Origin of the sequence: Acidovorax sp. Root219, from assembly GCF_001428665.1 — a bacterium.
In the GTDB taxonomy this organism is placed as follows: Bacteria; Pseudomonadota; Gammaproteobacteria; order Burkholderiales; family Burkholderiaceae_C; genus Acidovorax.
Genome location: NZ_LMIJ01000014.1, coordinates 31,150 through 48,965, shown reverse-complemented (window position 1 = coordinate 48,965; position 17,816 = coordinate 31,150). Strand labels below are relative to the sequence as shown.

The 17,816-nt window shown below is 60.9% G+C and carries 14 protein-coding genes; 3 read left to right on the top strand and 11 right to left on the bottom strand.

The genetic code is table 11. The features are described 5' to 3' along the window. Positions 1-16: 16 nt before the first annotated feature. The 3 genes from ASE28_RS16170 to ASE28_RS16165 form a co-directional block, all read right to left on the bottom strand. Positions 17-1,075, bottom strand: coding sequence for a DMT family transporter (locus ASE28_RS16170; protein WP_057267514.1), 1,059 nt, complete (start codon positions 1,073-1,075; stop codon positions 17-19). Between the two features lie 112 nt (positions 1,076-1,187). Then, positions 1,188-3,332 carry a S8 family serine peptidase gene (locus tag ASE28_RS31455; protein WP_082608097.1) on the bottom strand — a complete coding sequence of 715 codons (2,145 nt, stop codon included), beginning with the start codon at positions 3,330-3,332 and terminating at the stop codon, positions 1,188-1,190. Between the two features lie 220 nt (positions 3,333-3,552). Then, positions 3,553-4,578 (bottom strand): DNA-binding protein, encoded by a 1,026-nt coding sequence (locus ASE28_RS16165; RefSeq protein ID WP_057267513.1) that lies wholly within the window; start codon positions 4,576-4,578, stop codon positions 3,553-3,555. 445 nt (positions 4,579-5,023) lie between these two features. Between ASE28_RS16165 and ASE28_RS16160 the strand changes: the two genes are divergently transcribed. Beyond that, complete coding sequence (locus ASE28_RS16160; protein ID WP_057267512.1) at positions 5,024-5,551, top strand: DUF4148 domain-containing protein; 528 nt, start codon at positions 5,024-5,026, stop codon at positions 5,549-5,551. A 568-nt stretch (positions 5,552-6,119) separates the two neighbouring features. On the opposite strand, the gene ASE28_RS16155 is transcribed toward ASE28_RS16160, so the two are convergent. The 7 genes from ASE28_RS16155 to ASE28_RS16125 all read right to left on the bottom strand — a co-directional run bounded on the left by ASE28_RS16155 (position 6,120) and on the right by ASE28_RS16125 (position 15,049). After that, positions 6,120-7,052, bottom strand: coding sequence for a cation diffusion facilitator family transporter (locus ASE28_RS16155; RefSeq protein ID WP_057267511.1), 933 nt, complete (start codon positions 7,050-7,052; stop codon positions 6,120-6,122). 460 nt (positions 7,053-7,512) lie between these two features. Beyond that, positions 7,513-7,893, bottom strand: a complete 381-nt coding sequence (locus tag ASE28_RS16150; RefSeq protein WP_057267510.1) for a hypothetical protein — start codon at positions 7,891-7,893, stop codon at positions 7,513-7,515. A gap of 60 nt (positions 7,894-7,953) precedes the next feature. After that, positions 7,954-11,139, bottom strand: coding sequence for a CusA/CzcA family heavy metal efflux RND transporter (locus ASE28_RS16145; RefSeq protein WP_057267509.1), 3,186 nt, complete (start codon positions 11,137-11,139; stop codon positions 7,954-7,956). Between the two features lie 15 nt (positions 11,140-11,154). Continuing rightward, positions 11,155-12,765 carry an efflux RND transporter periplasmic adaptor subunit gene (locus tag ASE28_RS16140; protein ID WP_057267508.1) on the bottom strand — a complete coding sequence of 537 codons (1,611 nt, stop codon included), beginning with the start codon at positions 12,763-12,765 and terminating at the stop codon, positions 11,155-11,157. 2 nt (positions 12,766-12,767) lie between these two features. Continuing rightward, a complete protein-coding gene (locus ASE28_RS16135) occupies positions 12,768-14,120 on the bottom strand; it encodes a TolC family protein (RefSeq protein ID WP_057267507.1) in 1,353 nt (450 codons plus the stop codon). 154 nt (positions 14,121-14,274) lie between these two features. Further along, positions 14,275-14,610, bottom strand: a complete 336-nt coding sequence (locus ASE28_RS33605) for a hypothetical protein (RefSeq protein WP_369818214.1) — start codon at positions 14,608-14,610, stop codon at positions 14,275-14,277. Positions 14,611-14,710: 100 nt separating this feature from the next. After that, positions 14,711-15,049 (bottom strand): hypothetical protein, encoded by a 339-nt coding sequence (locus tag ASE28_RS16125; protein ID WP_057267505.1) that lies wholly within the window; start codon positions 15,047-15,049, stop codon positions 14,711-14,713. Positions 15,050-15,206: 157 nt separating this feature from the next. Between ASE28_RS16125 and ASE28_RS16120 the strand changes: the two genes are divergently transcribed. Then, on the top strand, positions 15,207-15,893 hold the full coding sequence (locus tag ASE28_RS16120) for a heavy metal response regulator transcription factor (RefSeq protein WP_057267504.1): 687 nt from the start codon (positions 15,207-15,209) through the stop codon (positions 15,891-15,893). After that, the gene (locus tag ASE28_RS16115) at positions 15,890-17,227 is read left to right on the top strand and encodes a heavy metal sensor histidine kinase (RefSeq protein ID WP_082608094.1); all 1,338 of its coding nucleotides are present in this window, start codon (positions 15,890-15,892) and stop codon (positions 17,225-17,227) included. Before ASE28_RS16120 ends, ASE28_RS16115 begins: the two co-directional genes overlap by 4 nt. A 3-nt stretch (positions 17,228-17,230) precedes the next feature. On the opposite strand, the gene cadR is transcribed toward ASE28_RS16115, so the two are convergent. Beyond that, positions 17,231-17,722: a Cd(II)/Pb(II)-responsive transcriptional regulator gene (gene cadR, locus ASE28_RS16110; RefSeq protein ID WP_057267503.1), complete on the bottom strand. Its 492-nt coding sequence runs from the start codon at positions 17,720-17,722 to the stop codon at positions 17,231-17,233. Positions 17,723-17,816: the final 94 nt, after the last annotated feature.

Sequence of the window (17,816 nt, the reverse complement as noted above, 5' to 3'; positions counted from 1 at the left end):
ATGAAAAGGCCTGGATCTATCCATGCCCGTGCCGGTGGTGCGCATCCGGCACATGGGCGTGCACGTGGCGCAGCGGCTCATGCGCGTGTGCATGGCTGTGCGGCCCCTGCGGCATCACCGCGTGGCTGTGGTTGTGGTGCCCGTCATCGTGGCGGTGGGCATGCTCGTGCTCCATGGCCTCGTGCTGGTGCTCGTGGCCGTGCGACTCGGCCAAGTGCAGCAGCACGCCCAGCACCATCAGCGCACCACCCGCCGCCATGGCCCAGCTGCCGCTGCGGTCGCCCAGCGCGATGGCCAGGGCCGCGCCGATGAAGGGCGCAAACGCGAACACCGAGCCCGTGCGTGCAGCGCCGAAGGCCCGCTGCGCGAGCAGGTAAAAGCGCAGGCTCAGCCCGTAGCCGGTGGCACCCACCGCCAGCAAGGCCAGCGCAGCGCCCATCGAAGGCAGCGGGTCATCGAAGACCCAGGCCAGCATTGCGGTGGCGCAGCTACCCAGCAGCGCCTTGCCCAGCACCACCTGACCCGGGTCGCGCTCGGCCAGGGCGCGCGACAGTGTGTTGTCCGCACCCCAGGCGGCCGTGGCCAGCAGCACGGCCAGCAAGCCCAGCAGCTGGCTACCGCCGGCCTGCCCCTGGCCCATCACCAGCGCCATGCCCCCGGCCAGCAGCAGAATCATGGCCGCCCAGACGCGGCGGTCCATCGTCTCCCCGTACAGCAGGCGCGCCAGCACGGCCGTGAACAGCGCCTCCAGCGTCAGCATCAGCGAGGCGCCGGTGCCGCTGGTGTGCTGCAGCCCCCATGCCATCGCCACGGGGCCCAGTACGGCACCAAAGGCGGCCATGGACAGCAGCCGGGGAATGTCGCCGCGCGTGAGCCGCGCCTCTTGCTCGACCCGCTGACGCGACAACGCGCCCACCGCTGCCGCGCCCGCATACAGCAGGGCCGCAGTGGTGAAGGCGCCCAGCCCGGCCCCGAAGTGCTGGACCAGCGGCATGCTCACGCCGAACAGCGCGGCCGACAGCAGCGCCAGCAGCCCGCCGCGCAGTGACGGCCAATGCATAGGGGTACGGTTCATCGGGAGATCACTTTTCGGTGAAACGCACGGTGATGGTTGTCTTGCTATTGGCGGCACGGCTGCCACCTTGGCTCCGTGTAGCAGCAGGTTGCCTATGCCTGGCCAGGGCCGACTAAGGTCCTCCGGTTGAATAAGCAATGCGCCGGTACTGAAATGTTCCTGCGGGGATGGAGACGCTCATCGGCACACTTGCGTAGTCATTGACCCAATCGATAAAGGCATCTACACCCGCGACTGGGTAACGGCTTTTGAACAGCGCTGCAAGTCCAGACACATGTGCGCCAGCCTGAGAGGTGCCCCATCCGCTGAAAGTGGCCGTGGCCGTTGCTCGCCCGGCACCGACTAACGGTCCACCGAACTCGGGCTTTTCTCCTCCGGGCGCGAAAAATATCGGCTTTGTGAAGTTGCTTGGGGCTGCAAGATTCGAGTAGCTCGCTCGGGTCAGTCCAACTCCGTCGTTCGGTACACCTGCTACCTTGATGACGTTTTCTGAACAGGCGGGATGGCTGATTCCGTTCAGAATTCCATAGTTGCCCGTGATGGACACGACGGGCACACCAGCGCTGTAGAGGTAGTCGATCCAATTTTGAAGCCACACGGCCCCCGCTGCGGCATCGCAGTCACTGCCATAAGTGGGTAGAGATCGAATGCTCATGTTCACCACCATTTGCGCTGGTGAGTCGGGGTCCGCATTCGCCGCGCCTGAAAGATAGACTACCCGTTCCAACGCAAAGTCCAGATCAGACATGTGGAAGCCCGATTGTTTTGGTGTGGACATCATGTTGTAGGAAAACACGTTCATCGAGTACAACTGCGCCCCTGGTGCTACCCCTTGCAGCGCTCCACCCGAGACGTTTGGTGAAGCAATGCCGGCGGCAATCGAAGCCATATAAGTGCCGTGATCACATTGTGTGAAGTCCACATTCAGGCAGTTCGCAATATTCGGATTTGGCTCACCGGAATTCGGCGTCCCAACAGGGCTATCCCAGTTGTCATTTGGATTCGGACACACAGAGCGCCACCCACTGATAGTGCGGGTCCCGTAGCAGTCTTCTCCGATGACTTTGGTTGCGCCATTCATGGTGAACATCTCATGGGACTTTCGGATCCCCTCATCGATGACAACGATGGCTTGATTGGTGCCGGTAAAGCCTGAACTCCAGGCGGTGGGCGCGTTGACAAGGGGAACGCTCCCGCTGAGTCCTTTGACTCCTCCCAATCGGTTGGCAGCTACTTCCAGGATCCGTGGATCATCGTTGCCCTTCAATCGCTTGTATTGCGCAGGCGTCAAGCGAAGATGCGCCGAACCTATGGTGTCGCGCGCTGACTGTTCCGGTTGGGCTTTGATCCCAGCGTTCGCCAGAACCTCGGTAAGAGCCTGGCGGTTTGCCTTTGCTTGATTCCTGCCTGCCGGCGAGTTCCATCGAATCTTTGTGGTGTAGAAGAGCCCACCCCGGATCATGATGGTGACTTCGACTGTCCCCTCTCGCTCGGCATCCTCCAACGCCCATGACGACCAATTAGCGACGCGCGGATCCTTGTATCCGAGGGGGCGAAGGGACCGAACTGCAGGGTGGCTCTGCAGCGTTATCAGCGTTGGCAAGTCGATTTCGGCCAAGACCAACGCAGGATTCGACGGGCTTTTACTGATCGAGTCGACGAAGCGACTGGATTCGAGACCTGCCGCTTTTATCTGACTGATCAAACGCTCTGACTCCTCATCCAGCTCTTTGGATGGGATGATCTTCGTGGTTGCGTCTGGCAGTATTTGATACTGCACCGTCGCGCTATTCAATACCACCTCTGCTGCCGCACTTCCATTCTGCTTGATGATTTTTTTCAGCGCACTCAAGCTGCCATCAAGATCATGCGCGGTGCTACGTGTCTTTTCAGAGGTATCCCGCCGAAACGAGATGACGTTCGGACTCCTTTCCAAAATGGCCAGTCCTTCTGCTTTCAATGTCAAACCAAACTGCCCTGTGGGGCTGCTCCAAGAACCTCCACTGTACATGTAGGCTCCCAATTCCGCTTTGATGGAATCGGTTCTAGTTTTGAGATCTCTGGACAGGACCGGATAGTCGTTCGCGGTGGTTGGGGGAAGCGCTGACTTTGAAGCCACAATGGCCACACGCACCGCCCCCTCCTCGAATGCGATCTTCTTCATCTCTGCGAGCTCGACCGGGTCCACATTCGAGGCGTTGACGGATATGCAGGCCGTAGCCTGCGCGAGCAGAACGATCCATTGGTTCAATTTCATGGGATCTCCCTTGAAATAATGACACTCTCGTCGACCGCAGCGTGCGGGGTGCGAAGCAGCAGCGCACTTTGCTCCGAAGGGACTGAGCAAGCAAGGAATTCTTTGCGACGCGACTGGGAGTCGTCCGGCAATCGCGCTGACCACCCGGGCTAGATCGAGGGCCGTGGCATTGGCACGCAAACATGGCCGTGATGGCGAACTTGCCGCAAGGGGTTCTCCATCATTTTCCTTTTGCTGCGCGCGGCTCCGGCTGCGCCTGAAGGGTGTCCAGGCGGCGCATCAGTTCCTCTGTCAGCTGCTGGCGTGCCGACTCCGCTGCAGCGGTCGCGGCGAGCAGCCGCTCCAGCTCCAGGTTCCGCTGGGTGGCCTGGTGCAGTTCTGTGTGCAGGCGGGCAAGGTCCTGCTCCTGGCCCAGGGCCTTGGCGGACATTTCCTCCAACTGCTGGGGCATGCCCGCGAAGCCTTCGGCAGCCTGCTGTGCACCCTGCAACTGCGCCTGTAGCTGCTGAAACTGCGACTTGAGCTGCGCCAGTTCGCGCGCGAGCGCCTGGTTCTGCTGGTGGTCGTTGCGCATCTGCTGCTGGTTGGCCGAAACGGCCGCATTGGCCTTGGTCAGTTCCGTCTGCAGGTACTGCAGTTGGTGCTCGTGCTGGCGTAGCTCGCGCTCGCGCTGCTCCTTGGACGCATCGCGGAAGTGCTCAAGCGCCTCCCTGGCGTGGGTGTGCTTTTCTTCCAGGGACTGGCTGTGTGCTTGGGCACTCGCAAGCCGGGTCTGCAGCTGAGTCGTTTGCTCGACCAGTTGGGCCTGCTCGATCGCCTTGGCGGCCAACTGCCTGCCGGCGTGCTCGAGAGATTCGCGTTCCCTGGCCAACTCAAGCTGGGTTTGTTCCAGCTGCCGCCTGGCCGCGGCCGTTTCGCTCTTGGAGGTCTCCAGGCTGGCCTTGTAATGCGCCTCCTTGGCGTTGAACTCCTCCATCAGCGCAACGACCCGTGCGTTGGCATCGAGCTCCAACCTTGCGGACAGGCGGCCGACCAGTTCAGCGAGCTCGTCGCTGATGCTGATTTTGGGTGCCGTGGCGTGGGCTTCCTCGTCTTCGATTTCCTTGAGGTACCGGTGGATGGTCACCTTGGAGCCGGTGTTGCCCAGCTCGACCCGCACCGCATCGATGGACGGGTACTTGCCTTGGCTGATCAGCCTATCCCTGGCTCGCAACACCTCAGACTTGTAGATCCCCGCTCTGGCCATGGCTTCCTCCGATTTTTTCGTACTGTATTACATACCATGATATTACATACCATTAATTGCGATGGGAACGGGAAAATTTCTAGAAAATTCGGAGCAGTTAATAAGGGTTTATCTGTTGTGATGGCTGCGAAATGCCGCCAAAGCCGGGTTGGCGCCATGTAACGCGTCGGGAGGGGGTGTTTTTACAAGGAGGCTACGTCCACAGGTGGCCCCCCCTTTGTGATCTCCCAATCCAGAGGCTAAGCGGAGCCGGACCGCCGGAGGCCCCCAAACGGGTCGCAGTTGAGCGTGGCTGCACTTAGACACCGTGCTGACAAAACTGTAATGCAGCGGTCAGCGCCGTGTGGGGGCCAGCTTTTTAGACTTGTCTCCGTGGTGCAGGAAAGATTGCATCTCCTGAATTCCCAACCGGGCTTCCCTCTAACCATTGACCTCAAGGACCATCATGAAACTCAAGACCACCATCATCATCCTCGCGCTGAGCGCAGCCCCTGCATTCGCCTTCGATGCAAACCATGGCGCCAAATCCAAGACCCGCGATGAAGTCAAAGCCGAACTCTCGCAAGCACTGCGCAGCGGCGACATCATGGCAGGCGGGGAAATCGGCGCCAAAGTCAGCGAGCTCAACTCCGGCCGCTATCAGTTGACGACCCCAGCACTGGGTAAGACCCGGGAACAGGTGCGGGCTGAACTGGAACAGGCCGTTCGTGCCGGCGACATGCTTGCCGCCGGCGAGTCCGGATCGAAGCTCAACGAACTGCAGCCCGAGTTGTTTCCAGCCAAGGTGGCGCAGGCCGGCAAGACCCGTGAGCAGGTCAAAGAGGAGCTCGCACAGGCCATCCATACCGGCGACCTGATGGCCGCAGGCGAGGATGGTCGCAAACTCAACGAAATCTTCCCTGGCCAATACCACCCGCACCACGCTGGCTCGACGGCCGCGCATTCGGGCCACCGCAATGGCCAAGATCTCTGAACATCCGATTCAGAATCCCGCGAGTTGGCTTGGCGCTCATTCCACGCCCTTTTGGGGTGGGCGCCAGGGTCGTTCAAGGGTTGAGGGCCTGGTGCCGCCGGTAAGGTATGGAGTGCTTGCGCTGGACCAGCGTCGGTGCTGTCTCGACTGCCCAATTGAGCCGCATCGCGGCTCTAGCTTTCTTTCCGCTTTACCAGGGTCGCTGAGCAATCCCATACCTTAACGTAGACCGCTTCTCCAGCAACCACGCTCACATCTGCAGGGAGACGCGCAACGGTCCAGCGTGAGCGACCCACCTCTCTCCACTGGACGATGGCAAAGCGCTCTGGCGCGCGCCCAAGCTGTGTGGGCATGCATCGGCGCTTATAGAACGCCAAGTCCTGCGCCGTGGCTTCAATCCTGCTGACCTTACCAACTCGCCAACCATCTGCCCATGGCAGGGAGCCCTCATACACGGGGGTGGCGCAGCCAGCGACCAGCACGGTCACGACACACAGCGCCAGCCAGCGCAACAGGCGTGCGCTGACCTGTGGCAAGCATGAACTGGCGGTGGACATCCGCGCGGGGATCACACAGAAGCCTTCCAGTGATCCGCACCCGCATTCGAAGCGTCGACCACAGCCCTATCGCACGCTTCGGTCTCCAACTGGATCGTGGTGTGGGTGATCTCGAATTGCTTTGCCAGCATCTGATTGATGGCTGCCAGCATGGCCCCGGGGTCTGCCGCTTCGGGGTTGTAGACAATGTGCGCGCTAAGGCTTGTCTTGGCGCTGCTCACTGCCCAGACATGCAGCTCATGGACGGAGGTCACCCCTGGCAAATCCGCCAATGCCTGCTTTAACTGAGGCAGGTCGATGCCGTCGGGGACTCCTTCCAGCAGGATGTTGAGCGTCTCCCTCAGAAGGATCCAGGTGCGTGGCAGCACCCACAGGCCGATAGCTACGGCAATGACGGTGTCTACCCAGTTCCATCCCGTGAACAGAATGACCAACGCCCCCACGATGACCCCAATCGAGCCGAGCAGGTCGCTCCACACTTCAAGATACGCGCCTTTGACGTTGAGGCTGGAATCCTTGCCAGAGGATAGAAGGCGCATGCTCACGAGGTTGACAATCGTGCCAAGGACGGCGATCACCAGTACCCCCGTGGTTTGAACCGCAGGCGGGTTGCTCCAGCGTTGCCACGCCTCGTAGAGGATGTAGGCCGCGACGCCAAACAGGAGCAAGGCGTTGAACGCGGCGGCCAGGATCTCGAACCGGTGATACCCGAAGGTGCGACGGTCGTCTACAGCCCGGCGCCCGACGCGAATGGCCGCCAGCGCAATGGCCAGAGCCGCCACGTCGGTGAACATGTGTGCGGCATCGGACAGCAGAGCCAGGCTATTGAGCATGACGCCGCCAATAACTTCGGCCAGCATGAAGCCGCCGGTGAGCATCAGCGCGTAGCGCAATGCCTTTTCGTTTCCCGCCGCCGGCAAGGCGTGATCGGAACCTTTACCCATGGTCTGTCTCCTGAGATTGAATCCGGTTACTCCGTTGACTGGGCTTGTCTGCGGTCGCGTTCGGGCCCTTCGTGCTCAATGTCGGCGCCGGTTCTGCGGTTTTCCAGTAGTTCGGCATTTCAACCGGACTGCCTGCCGCTCCCTCAGTCGCTTGGCCAGGCGCCGGCTGTACTTGGTTCGAATTTCCATCGGGGGATGGCGTTTGAGCCACATGTGCCGCAGCCGCCAAAACACAAACACAGAGATCAACAAGCCGATCCAGATCCAGAACAGCTTGGCAAAGAGCCCTCCCTCAGCCGCTTGCATTGACATGGATCGCTCCTTTTGCCCCTGGGGACGGGAACATGCAAAGCGCCGAGGGGCGGTCCATGCCCGCCACTACGGTGTCGAACCGTTGATCGCAGACAGCGAAATCGCCCCCTTAAGTGCTGCGGGGGCGATGGTCCAGGCGGCGTTCGTGTTACTTCAGCGTGAAACGGACCGAGGCGACAGACTTGCCGGCCTTCGAAACAGCGACGACGGCTTTGGTACCGGCGGGGACTTTGAAGCTGCCCGTGGCTTCCAGCTTGCCGTCACCGGCTTGGAGTTGAACGTCCTGCTTCTCGCTGCCAGCCAGCAGAGTGACCTTGGCGGTCATCCCCGCCACGGCAACTGGCTTTCCATGGTCGCGCATATAAAGCTGCAGCTTGTCGGCACTGGCAACGAATTCGTATTCGACGTCCTTGGCTTCGGCGACAGCACCACCGTGCATCGGCTTTACGTCGTGGCCATGGTTGTCGGCAGCGACGGCCGCGCCCGAGATCGACACTGTGAGGGCGAGGATGAGATGGGAGAGTTTCATGGCAGTTCCTTTGGGGTTGGAGAAAAGGGAAGGTCCCGCGATCAGCGGGACCGTCTACGGCTACACGGGCTTCGGTGCTTCCGGGTGAGAGGGCTCAGCGGACACGTCCTCAGCTTCTTCATCGGGCCTGTGGGCCAGCCGATAAAGAATCGGCAGCACGAGAAGCGTGAGCAGCGTGGATGAAAGAATTCCGCCGATCACCACGGTTGCCAGGGGACGCTGGACTTCAGCGCCGGTGCCTGTAGCGATGGCCATGGGAATGAAGCCCAGTGAGGCCACCAAGGCGGTCATCAGAACGGGTCGCAAGCGGGTCAGAGCGCCTTCACGGATCGCCTCGTCAAGGCCCACACCGCCTTCTCTCAAGCTTCGGATGTAGGAAATCATCACCAGCCCGTTGAGAACGGCTACCCCCGACAGCGCAATAAACCCTACGGCCGCTGAGATAGACATCGGAATGTCGCGAAGCCAAAGCGCCAAGATGCCGCCCGTCAGCGCGAATGGAATACCGGTGAAGACCAGCAATCCATCCTTGACGTTTCCGAACATCGCGAACAAAAGGACGAAGACCAGCAGCAGGGACACGGGCACGACGATCTGCAAGCGCTTCGTAGCCGATTGCAGGTTCTCGAAGGTTCCACCCCAGCTCGTCCAGTAGCCCGTAGGGATCTTGATTTGAGCGAGGCCTTGCTCGGCGTCAGCCACGAAAGATCCCACATCGCGTCCGCGCACGTTGGTGCTCACCACAATGCGCCGCTTGCCGTTCTCGCGGCTGACCTGGTTGGGCCCTGGTGCCAGATCGAACGAAGCAACCTCACCCAGCGGAATGAAGTTGGTCTTGCCCTCCGTGCCCGTTCCGGAGCGTGGGAGCGCAATGGGCAGCCGCTTCATTCCCTCCAGGTCGTTGCGCAGGGCTTCGGGCAGTCGAACCAGGATGTCGAATCGGCGGTCGCCCTCGAACATGGTGCCGGCCTCACGTCCGCCGATGGCCGTGGCCACGGTGTCCTGGATGTCGGCGACGTTCAGGCCATAGCGTGCGGCCTTCTGGCGGTCGATGTTGACCGTGAGCATCGGAAGGCCTGTTGTCTGCTCGACCTTCACCTCGGATGACCCTTGGATCTTCTGCAGCATGGCGGAAACCTCTTCGGCGGACTTGTTCAACACGTCCATGTCGTCACCGAAAATCTTCACCGCCACGTCGCTTCGCACACCCGAGATCAGCTCGTTGAAGCGCAACTGAATGGGCTGGGAGAACTCGTAGTTGTTGCCAGGAATTTTGCCAAGGACTTCCTGAATCGCGGCAAGCAACTCGTCTCGGGTCTTGCGTGGCTCAGGCCATTCGTCCACGGGCTTGAGCATGATGTACCCGTCCGAAATGTTCGGCGGCATGGGGTCCGACGCAATTTCGGCAGTACCGGTTCTCGCGAAGATGCGCTCGATCTCGGGAAACTTCGCCTTCAGTGTCCGCTCGATCTGTTGCTGCATAGCCACCGACTGGGACAGGCTGGTCCCCGGAATGCGCAGCGCCTGGATGGCAAGGTCACCCTCATTGAGGTTGGGAACGAATTCGCTGCCCATGCGGGTAGCGATCAATCCGCACAAGACCACAGCGACTGCAGCGATGGTGAGAACGAGCGTTTTGGCGCCCATCACGCGATCGAGCAGCGGGGCGTACATGCGTTTGGCATAGCCAAGGAGAAAGTTCTCCTTCTCGCTGACCCGGTTGCCAATGAAAAGAGCAACCGCTGCCGGAATGAACGTCACCGACAAAATCATCGCTCCCAGCAGAGCGGCAACCACGGTGAATGCCATCGGGTGGAACATCTTTCCTTCAACACCCGTGAGCGCGAAGATGGGCAGGTACACCACCATGATGATCAGTTGCCCGAACAGCAAGGGGCGGCGCGATTCCTGGGACGCGAGGAACACTTCATGGAAGCGCTCTGCCCGGGTCAGCGACCGCCCGTGATGCGCTTGTGCGTGGGCAAGACGCCGAACACAGTTCTCAACGATCACGACAGCTCCGTCAATGATGATGCCGAAGTCCAGGGCCCCCAGGCTCATCAGGTTGGCACTCACCTTGTACTGGACCATGCCCGTGAACGTGAAGAGCATCGACAAGGGAATGACCATTGCGGTGATGATCGCTGCGCGGATGTTCCCCAGGAAAAGGAACAGGATCACGATCACGAGAACCGCGCCTTCGAGCAGGTTTTTCTTCACCGTGCCGATGGCCTTGTCGACGAGCACCGTGCGGTCATAGACCGTCACCGCATGCACACCCTCTGGAAGGCTCTTGTTGACCTCCACCATCTTCTTGTCTACCGCCTGGGAGACGGTCCGGCTGTTTTCTCCAATCAGCATGAACACCGTGCCGAGAACCACTTCCCGTCCGTTGTCAGTGGCAGCTCCGGTTCGAAGCTCCCGGCCAATGCCCACTTCGGCCACGTCCTTGACGCGCACGGGCACGCCGTTGGCGCTGCTGAGGATCACGTTGCCGATGTCCTCCAGGGATTTCACCTGGCCAGGCGCACGGATGAGGTACTGCTCGCCGCGCTTTTCGATGTAGCCCGCGCCCACGTTGCCATTGTTGCGATCCAGAGCCGTCACTACATCCTGCAGCGTCACGCCCAGCGAAGCCAGGCGCTCGGGGATGGGTGCGATCTGGTATTCCTTGGCGAAGCCGCCGATGGAGTTGATTTCCGTCACGCCAGGAACGTTGCGCAGCTGTGGCTTGATGATCCAGTCCTGGATCTCGCGCAGGTCGGTCGGGGTGTAGGGTGAGCCGTCGGGCTTCTTCGCGCCGTCCTTGGTTTCGACGGTCCAAAGGTAGATTTCCCCCAGTCCGGTCGAGATGGGCCCCAGCGCTGGCGTGATGCCAGCCGGCAGTTTGTCCCGCGCCTCCTGGATGCGCTCGTTGACGAGTTGGCGGGCGAAATAGATGTCGGTGCCGTCCTTGAAAATGACGGTGACCTGCGACAGTCCATACCGTGAAAGCGACCGCGTCTGATCCAGGTTCGGCAGGCCGGCCATGACCGTCTCAATCGGGTATGTGACCCGCTGCTCGGTCTCAAGGGGCGAGTACCCGGCTGCCTGAGTGTTGATCTGGACCTGGACGTTCGTGATGTCGGGCACGGCGTCAATAGGCAGCTTCTGGTAGCTGAAGACGCCGAAGGCCGCCATGGCGAAGGCCGCAAGCAGCACCAGCCATCGCTGCTCGATCGAGAATCGGATGAGTTTTTCAAACATGTATAGGCTCCGGGATCAGTGCGTGTGTTCGGCAGATCCCTTGCCGAGCTCAGACTTCACGACGAAGCTGCCAGTCGAGGCGTAAGGCATGCCGGCCTTGAGGCCCCCAAGGACCTCGATCCGCTTGCCATCGCTGCGGCCCAGCTTCACGGGCTGAGCAATAAACCCACCGTTGACCTTCAGGAAGACAACGGGCTTGTCTCCAAGGTTCTGTACCGCGTCAGCCGAGATGGTCACGGGTGCCGCTGTTTCTTCAGAAATCACCTCGACGTTCACGAACAGGCCGGGGCGCCAGGCGCCTTTGGGGTTGTCCAGAACCACGCGGGCTTTGGCTGTGCGGGTTTGCTCGCCGATCAACGCGCCCACAAAAGCAACCGTACCCGTGGCCGACGCATCAAACGCAGTGGCCTTAATGGTGACTTTCTCCCCCACCCGCACCGACGGCAGATCCTTCGCTGGAAGGTTGATTTCCGCCCACACGGTGGAGAGGTCGGAGATGGTGAACACGGCCGCATCTTCCTTGACGGCTTCGCCCAGGCTCAGATGCTTCTCGATGACGATCCCGTCGAAGGGCGCACGCAGCTCGATGCGATTGAGACCGGAAGCCGACGAGGTGGACAGGCCCAGCGCACTCAGCTTTTGATTGGCGTTGGCCACAGCCACCTCTGCTTCGCTCAGGGCTTGCCTGGCCTGCAGGTAGTCCTGTTCGGCAGATACCTTCTGCTCCCACAGCTTCTTTTCTCGCTCGTATGTAGTTTTGGCCAGCGCAAGGCGCTTGTGGGCCGTCTGCAGCTCGCTGCGTTGCTCCGAGGCAGTGGGGCTGGCAATGGCAGCCAGGACTTGTCCCTTCTTGACGACCTGGCCAAGGCTGGCGCTGACGCTTTCCACCACGCCGGCGAGCCGTGGAACCACATGCGAGGTGCGGTCTTCGTTGAGCTTGATCTCACCGGGCAGCAAAAGTGCCGTCTTGATGTTGGCGGCGGATGTCGTATCCACCGTGATCGAGGCAGCCTTGATCTGGGCGTCTGCCAATTCAACCTTGCCTTCTTCCTTGCTCATCACGAACATGAAGGGCTCGGTGGCCGTCTGCGCGATGATCTCGATCTCGAATGCATGGGGTTCGGGAACGATTTCCTTACTGACCAGGCTGTCTTTTTCCTGGACGAAAGTCAGCTTCTGCTTTTCGTCTGTCAGGCGGGTCACCGTTGCGGTGACCGTCGCGGCATTCAGCGGCAGCGCCTTGTCTTTGTCGAACAACCAGATGCGCAGCCGCGGCTCTCCACCGTCCTCGGATAGCAGCGCCTCCAGGCTGAAATCGCCTTCCTTGAAAACGGTACCGCCGTGAGCGCCCTTGGCTTCGCTCTTTTCGTGGTGCTCGCCGTCCGCATGGCCCTTGTCATCGTCGTGGCCCTTTTCTCCTGCCTTGCCGTGGTGCTCACCGTCGCCGTGGCCCTTGGCTTCAGTGTGGCCGCCGTGCCCGTGGCCATCGCCTTCGGCAGCTGCCGCCTTGGGCTTTCCGCCGCCCTGCAAGATGAAGGCGCCGGCCCCGACCCCCAATGCGAGGACGACGGCAATGGCGATCAGGTGCTTTTTGCTGATGGTGGATTTGCTGGTGTTCATGGTCATTCTCAGTTCTGCGTTGCGATCAGGCGGGAAGCGGTAGTGCCGCCGAGCAAGCGGTCAACATCAGCCGCTGCGCGGTGCGCTTCGCCAAGTGCTTTGAGGTATTGGGCTTTGGCTGTGAAGTAGGTACGCTGCGCATCCAGCACCTCCAGGAAATTGAACTTGCCGTTTTCAAATCCAATGGTGGCTGCGTCATACGCCGACTTCGCCCCCGGAAGGACGTCCTGCTGCAGGGCCTGGATCTCCGATGCGATCGTGGCGAGTCGCTCCCGAGCCTGCGCTACTTCGCTGTGCAGGCGCACAGTGGCAACCTGCAATTCGTCGCGTGCCTTGTCCTCCAGCTTCAGTGCCTCCAGCAGATTGCCCTCGTTGCGGTCGAACACCGGCAAAGGCACGGAGACACCGAACAGAAGCACGTTTCGCTGCGTCTCGTTGCTGCGCTGCATGCCAACGCTGACGGTGACATCCGGCACTCGCTTGCTCTGCTCCAGGTCGGTCAGGGCCTTGCGCCGATCCACCTCGATCCGCGCCAGGACAATCGCTGGAGAAGAAGAAATCAGTGGCTGCAGATCGGCGAGCTGTGGCACCGCAGGGATGTTTTCTGCCTTGCCCTCCAGGGCCGTGAAAGGCGCCTCGATCTTTCCCAGGAGCGCGAACAGCCGCGACAAGGCATTGCGTTCTTCGCTAGCTGCCTGGGAGAGTTCAACCCGGATTCCAGCTTCCGCCACGCGGGCCTTTGACTCTTCGACGGGCGACACTTTGCCTGCGGCTACGCGCTTGGCAACGGCGTCCGTAGACGACTTGGCCAGTGCCACGCTGTCCCGGGCGAGCGCCAGGCGTTCTTGTGCAGTCAGCACATCGAAATAGGCTGCAGCCACATTGGCTCGCACGGTCGCCTTCAATTCGTCGAGTTGGGCCTGCGCTTGCTCGCGCGATTTCTCGGCCGCCTTGGTACGGGCCGCGCGCTTGCCGCCCAACTCCACGGGAAGGTTGAGTTGCCAGCTTTGGGTGCGCGTTTTCGAGCGCGCGTCCTCCAGCGAATAGGCGAGCTCGGGATTGGGGCGAGTGCGTCCTTGCAGAACTTGCCCCTCGGTGGCCTCGAACTGGCGAGTCGCAGCAGCCATCTCGGGGTTTCCCTCCAGCGCCAGTTCAATGGCCCTGGCTAGCGACAACGGCGCTACGGGTGCTGCAACGTCGGCAGAGGCATTCGAGCCGGCCACGGGTCGTTGTGTCATGCCTTGGGAAAAGGCGCCGGTGGACGTGGCGAGCAGTATGGCTGCGGCAGCCGTTGCGAGCTTGATTTTCTTGCGGCCGCGCCGTGCGTCTGGCTTTCCTTGAAAGCAAATACCCTTGAACATCCGATTCTCCAGTGATTTCAAAACACGAAGGATCAGCGGGGGGCAACCGTGCAGTTGCTGTCAACTCGTCACTCGTCACAGTCGCGGCATGCGCAACTGCATCCGCCATTGGGGCGGACACGGACAACTGGGAGAAGGAGAGAAGCCCCGCCGATTAGGCGAGGACAGACCACCGGGGGCGGTCAGGGGGGGTGGGTGTTACACCAGCGAGTCGCACATGGGGCTGGGCACCGACACTGCCATCGTGCGAGGCGCCTTGGCTGGCATAAGAGAAATTGAGGGCACCGATGCCGGCACCATGGCAGACCGAGCAGTCGATATCAAACTGACCAGCGCTTTGATCGCCCTTGTCGGCTTGGTGGACCGCCTTGTCAGCATCATGTTTGTGCTCATGATGTCCCACATGCTGCGCCTGCGCCGTCGTACTCTCATGCATGCAATAGGCAGCTACCGCAGACCAGCTGAACTGGAACGGTAGCAGTGCAAGCATAAAAACAGCTATCAAGCGGCGCATTTTTGAAGTCTAGCATGCGACCATGAAGTGATCGCGTGTGGATTGATGGCCGTTCTAGAGCAATTGTGTCGAAAAATCAGCCGCCCGCGCCGTGCAGTTCCTGCAGGCGCTGCTTGTCGGCGGCAGACATGTTCAGGTATTCCTGTTGCACCTGCTCACGGGTCTTTGACGCTCCGGTCGCCTTGACAGGCACCGCACCACCGCGCGAAAGGATCGCCAAGGTCCCATCCTGGCGAGCCGTCGCGACCGACTGAATTACGTCGCCGCGCGACAACGAGCCCTGGACGTGGTCGGGATGGGTGGTGAAACCGACCTCGCCTCCTGCGGGGTGGTACAGCGACGACGCCGATGCCAGGCCGGGAGCGGCAATGGCCAGGGCGATCAGGGAAAGTGCGAGAGGTTTGCGGATGATCATGGTGTTGTCCCTTGCTTGTGGTGAGCCTTCGGCAACCTGCCTGGGCTATGCCTTGCGACATGGGGTGAACTGTAGAAAACGGCCCCCGACAAGGCACCAACAGCCAGATGACAAATTCGTAATCTACGAAGGGCCTGCATTCTTCGAGAATGGCACCATGAAAATTCTGCTCATCGAAGATGAAGTCAAGCTGGCCGAGTACCTGCGCAAGGGCCTTGGAGAGGTCGGCTATGTAGTGGACGTCGCCCACAACGGCGTGGACGGCCTGCACATGGCGCTGGAAGGTGGGCACGATTTGCTGGTCTTGGACGCGATGCTCCCAGGGATCGACGGCTTCAGCCTTCTGACGGCCTTTCGCAAGACCAGGCAGACGCCTGTCTTGATGCTCACAGCCAGGGTCAGTGTCGAGGATCGGGTACTGGGACTTCAGACGGGTGCCGATGACTATCTGGTCAAGCCCTTTGCGTTTTCCGAGTTGAGCGCCCGCATCCAGGTTCTGCTCAGGCGCACCCAAGGTGCGCGGGACTCGGCAGAGCCCACGCAACTGCGTCTGGCCGACCTGGAGGTCGACCTGGTGCGGCGCAAGGCATCCCGAGGTGGTCAACGATTGGAACTGACCGCCAAGGAATTTCTGCTGCTCACCCTGTTCCTGAGAAGGAAAGGCGAAGTGCTTTCACGCACCGAGATCGCCGAGCAGGTGTGGGACATGAACTTTGACAGCGATACCAACGTGGTGGAGGTCGCAATCCGACGTCTGCGCACCAAGATCGATGTGCCCTTTGATACTGCGCTGCTGCACACCATCCGGGGCATGGGATACGTCATGGAGGAGCGCAACGGATGAAGGCGCTGGTCCAACATCGCTCATTGCGCCAGCGGTTGTCGTGGTGGCTGGCACTGCAGAGCTTTGCCGGGCTAGGGCTGGTCTGCCTGGCCGTCTACCTGGTGACCGAATTCAATTTCCGAGATCGGCAGGAGGAAACGCTGGCGCAAAAGGAAAACGTCATTCGGCACTTGCTGCTGGATGGAAAGGAGCACGGGGATTCGGAAGACCTTGCTCACAAGCTCGATGACTTCCTTGTGGGGCACGGGGATCTGTCGCTCGAAGTAGCGCAAGCCGATGGATTCGTTCTCTACGCCCATACCCGCAACCAGAATGCGAAGACGGTATGGCGTCAACGGCAGTTCGAGGTGGCGCAGCCTGTGGGCCAGACTCCCGCCAAAGGTTTGCGCGTCAAGCTGTCGCTGGATATCCAGACCGATAACCAGCTCTTGCACCGGCTCGCGCTCACCCTGTTGGTCGCGGCGATCGGAGGCACCATCGTGGTATCTCTGGGTGGCTTTTCCTTGGTCAACCTGGGCCTGGCGCCCGTTCGAAGACTGGCCAGCCAGACGCGGGCAGTGTCGGCGGACAACCTGCACCAGCGGCTCGACGGCGCAGAGCAGCCACTTGAACTCGTGCCTCTGATCGACCAGTTCAACGCGCTCCTGGCCCGCATTGAGAAGGCCTACTCACAGATGGAGGGCTTCAATGCGGACGTGGCGCACGAGCTGTGCACGCCGCTGGCCACGCTCATTGCCAACAATGAACTGGCGCTTCGGCGCCCTGATCAGGCGGACATTCGCGAGGTGCTGGCGTCCAATCTGGAGGAGCTGCACCGCCTGACCGGTATCGTCAACGACATGCTGTTCCTGTCTCAGGCAGATCGGGGCGTGGGAGCGCGTCGCGCCCCCGTGGCGAGCCTTGCATCAATGGCTGCTGACGTGCTGGACTACCACGAGGCCGCGCTGGCCGAGGCCGGCCTGACAGCGAAAGTGGTCGGCGATGCGCACGGTTCCTTCGACGTGCCGTTGTTGCGCCGGGCCTTGTCGAACTTGCTGGGAAACGCCACTCGCTACGCCAGCACGGGCTCAATCGTCCAGATCAACCTGAGAGCGGTTGACGAGGACCGCGCGCTGCTCAGTGTCACCAACTACGGCAACACCATCGACCCCGAAATGCTTCCGCAGTTTTTTGACCGGTTTTTCCGGGCAGATCCTGCTCGCAGTCATGGACAGAGCAACCATGGCCTGGGCCTGGCCATCGTGGGCGCTATTGCCCGCATGCACCAGGGCAAGCCAGTGGCCAGGTCAGAGAATGGGGTGACAAGTGTCGGGATAGAAATTCGCGCTCACTGATAGTCAGCGTCGTTTGTTGGCCCGCTGCCTAGGAGCCACGCCGATATCACGATGGGCACCTGGCGGGTGGGCCTCGCTGGGCTGCATGTGATTGTGTTGAAGTGCCGCATTGGCCAACCCGCCCAAGATGCCGCACTCACCGGCGAGGTGGCCTGGTGAGCACTGCTGTTGCAAGCTGCGCAATTCGGACTCCAGTGCTTGGAGTTCCCGGATGCGAGAGACCACGTGCCCGATGTGCTCCTGAAGAAGCGCGTCCACCGCGCCGCAGTTTTCATCCGGAGCGTCCTTGAAATGCAACAGCACCCGGATCTCATCGAGCGTCATGTCCAGGCAACGGCAATGGCGGATGAAGGCCAGGCGCTCGACATGGCTGCTGTCGTAGACCCTGTAGTTGCTTTCTGTGCGCATCGCGATCGGCAGCAGGTTCTCGCGCTCGTAGTAGCGGATGGTCTCGGTCTGCGTGCCGGTGGCCTTGGCAAGTTCGCCGATTTTCATGAAGCGTCCTTTGCAAAATCTGTTTTACGTAGGACAAGGCAGCGACATCTGGCTTGTCGCTTGACTTTAAGGTCACTACAGGGTTTCCAATTAG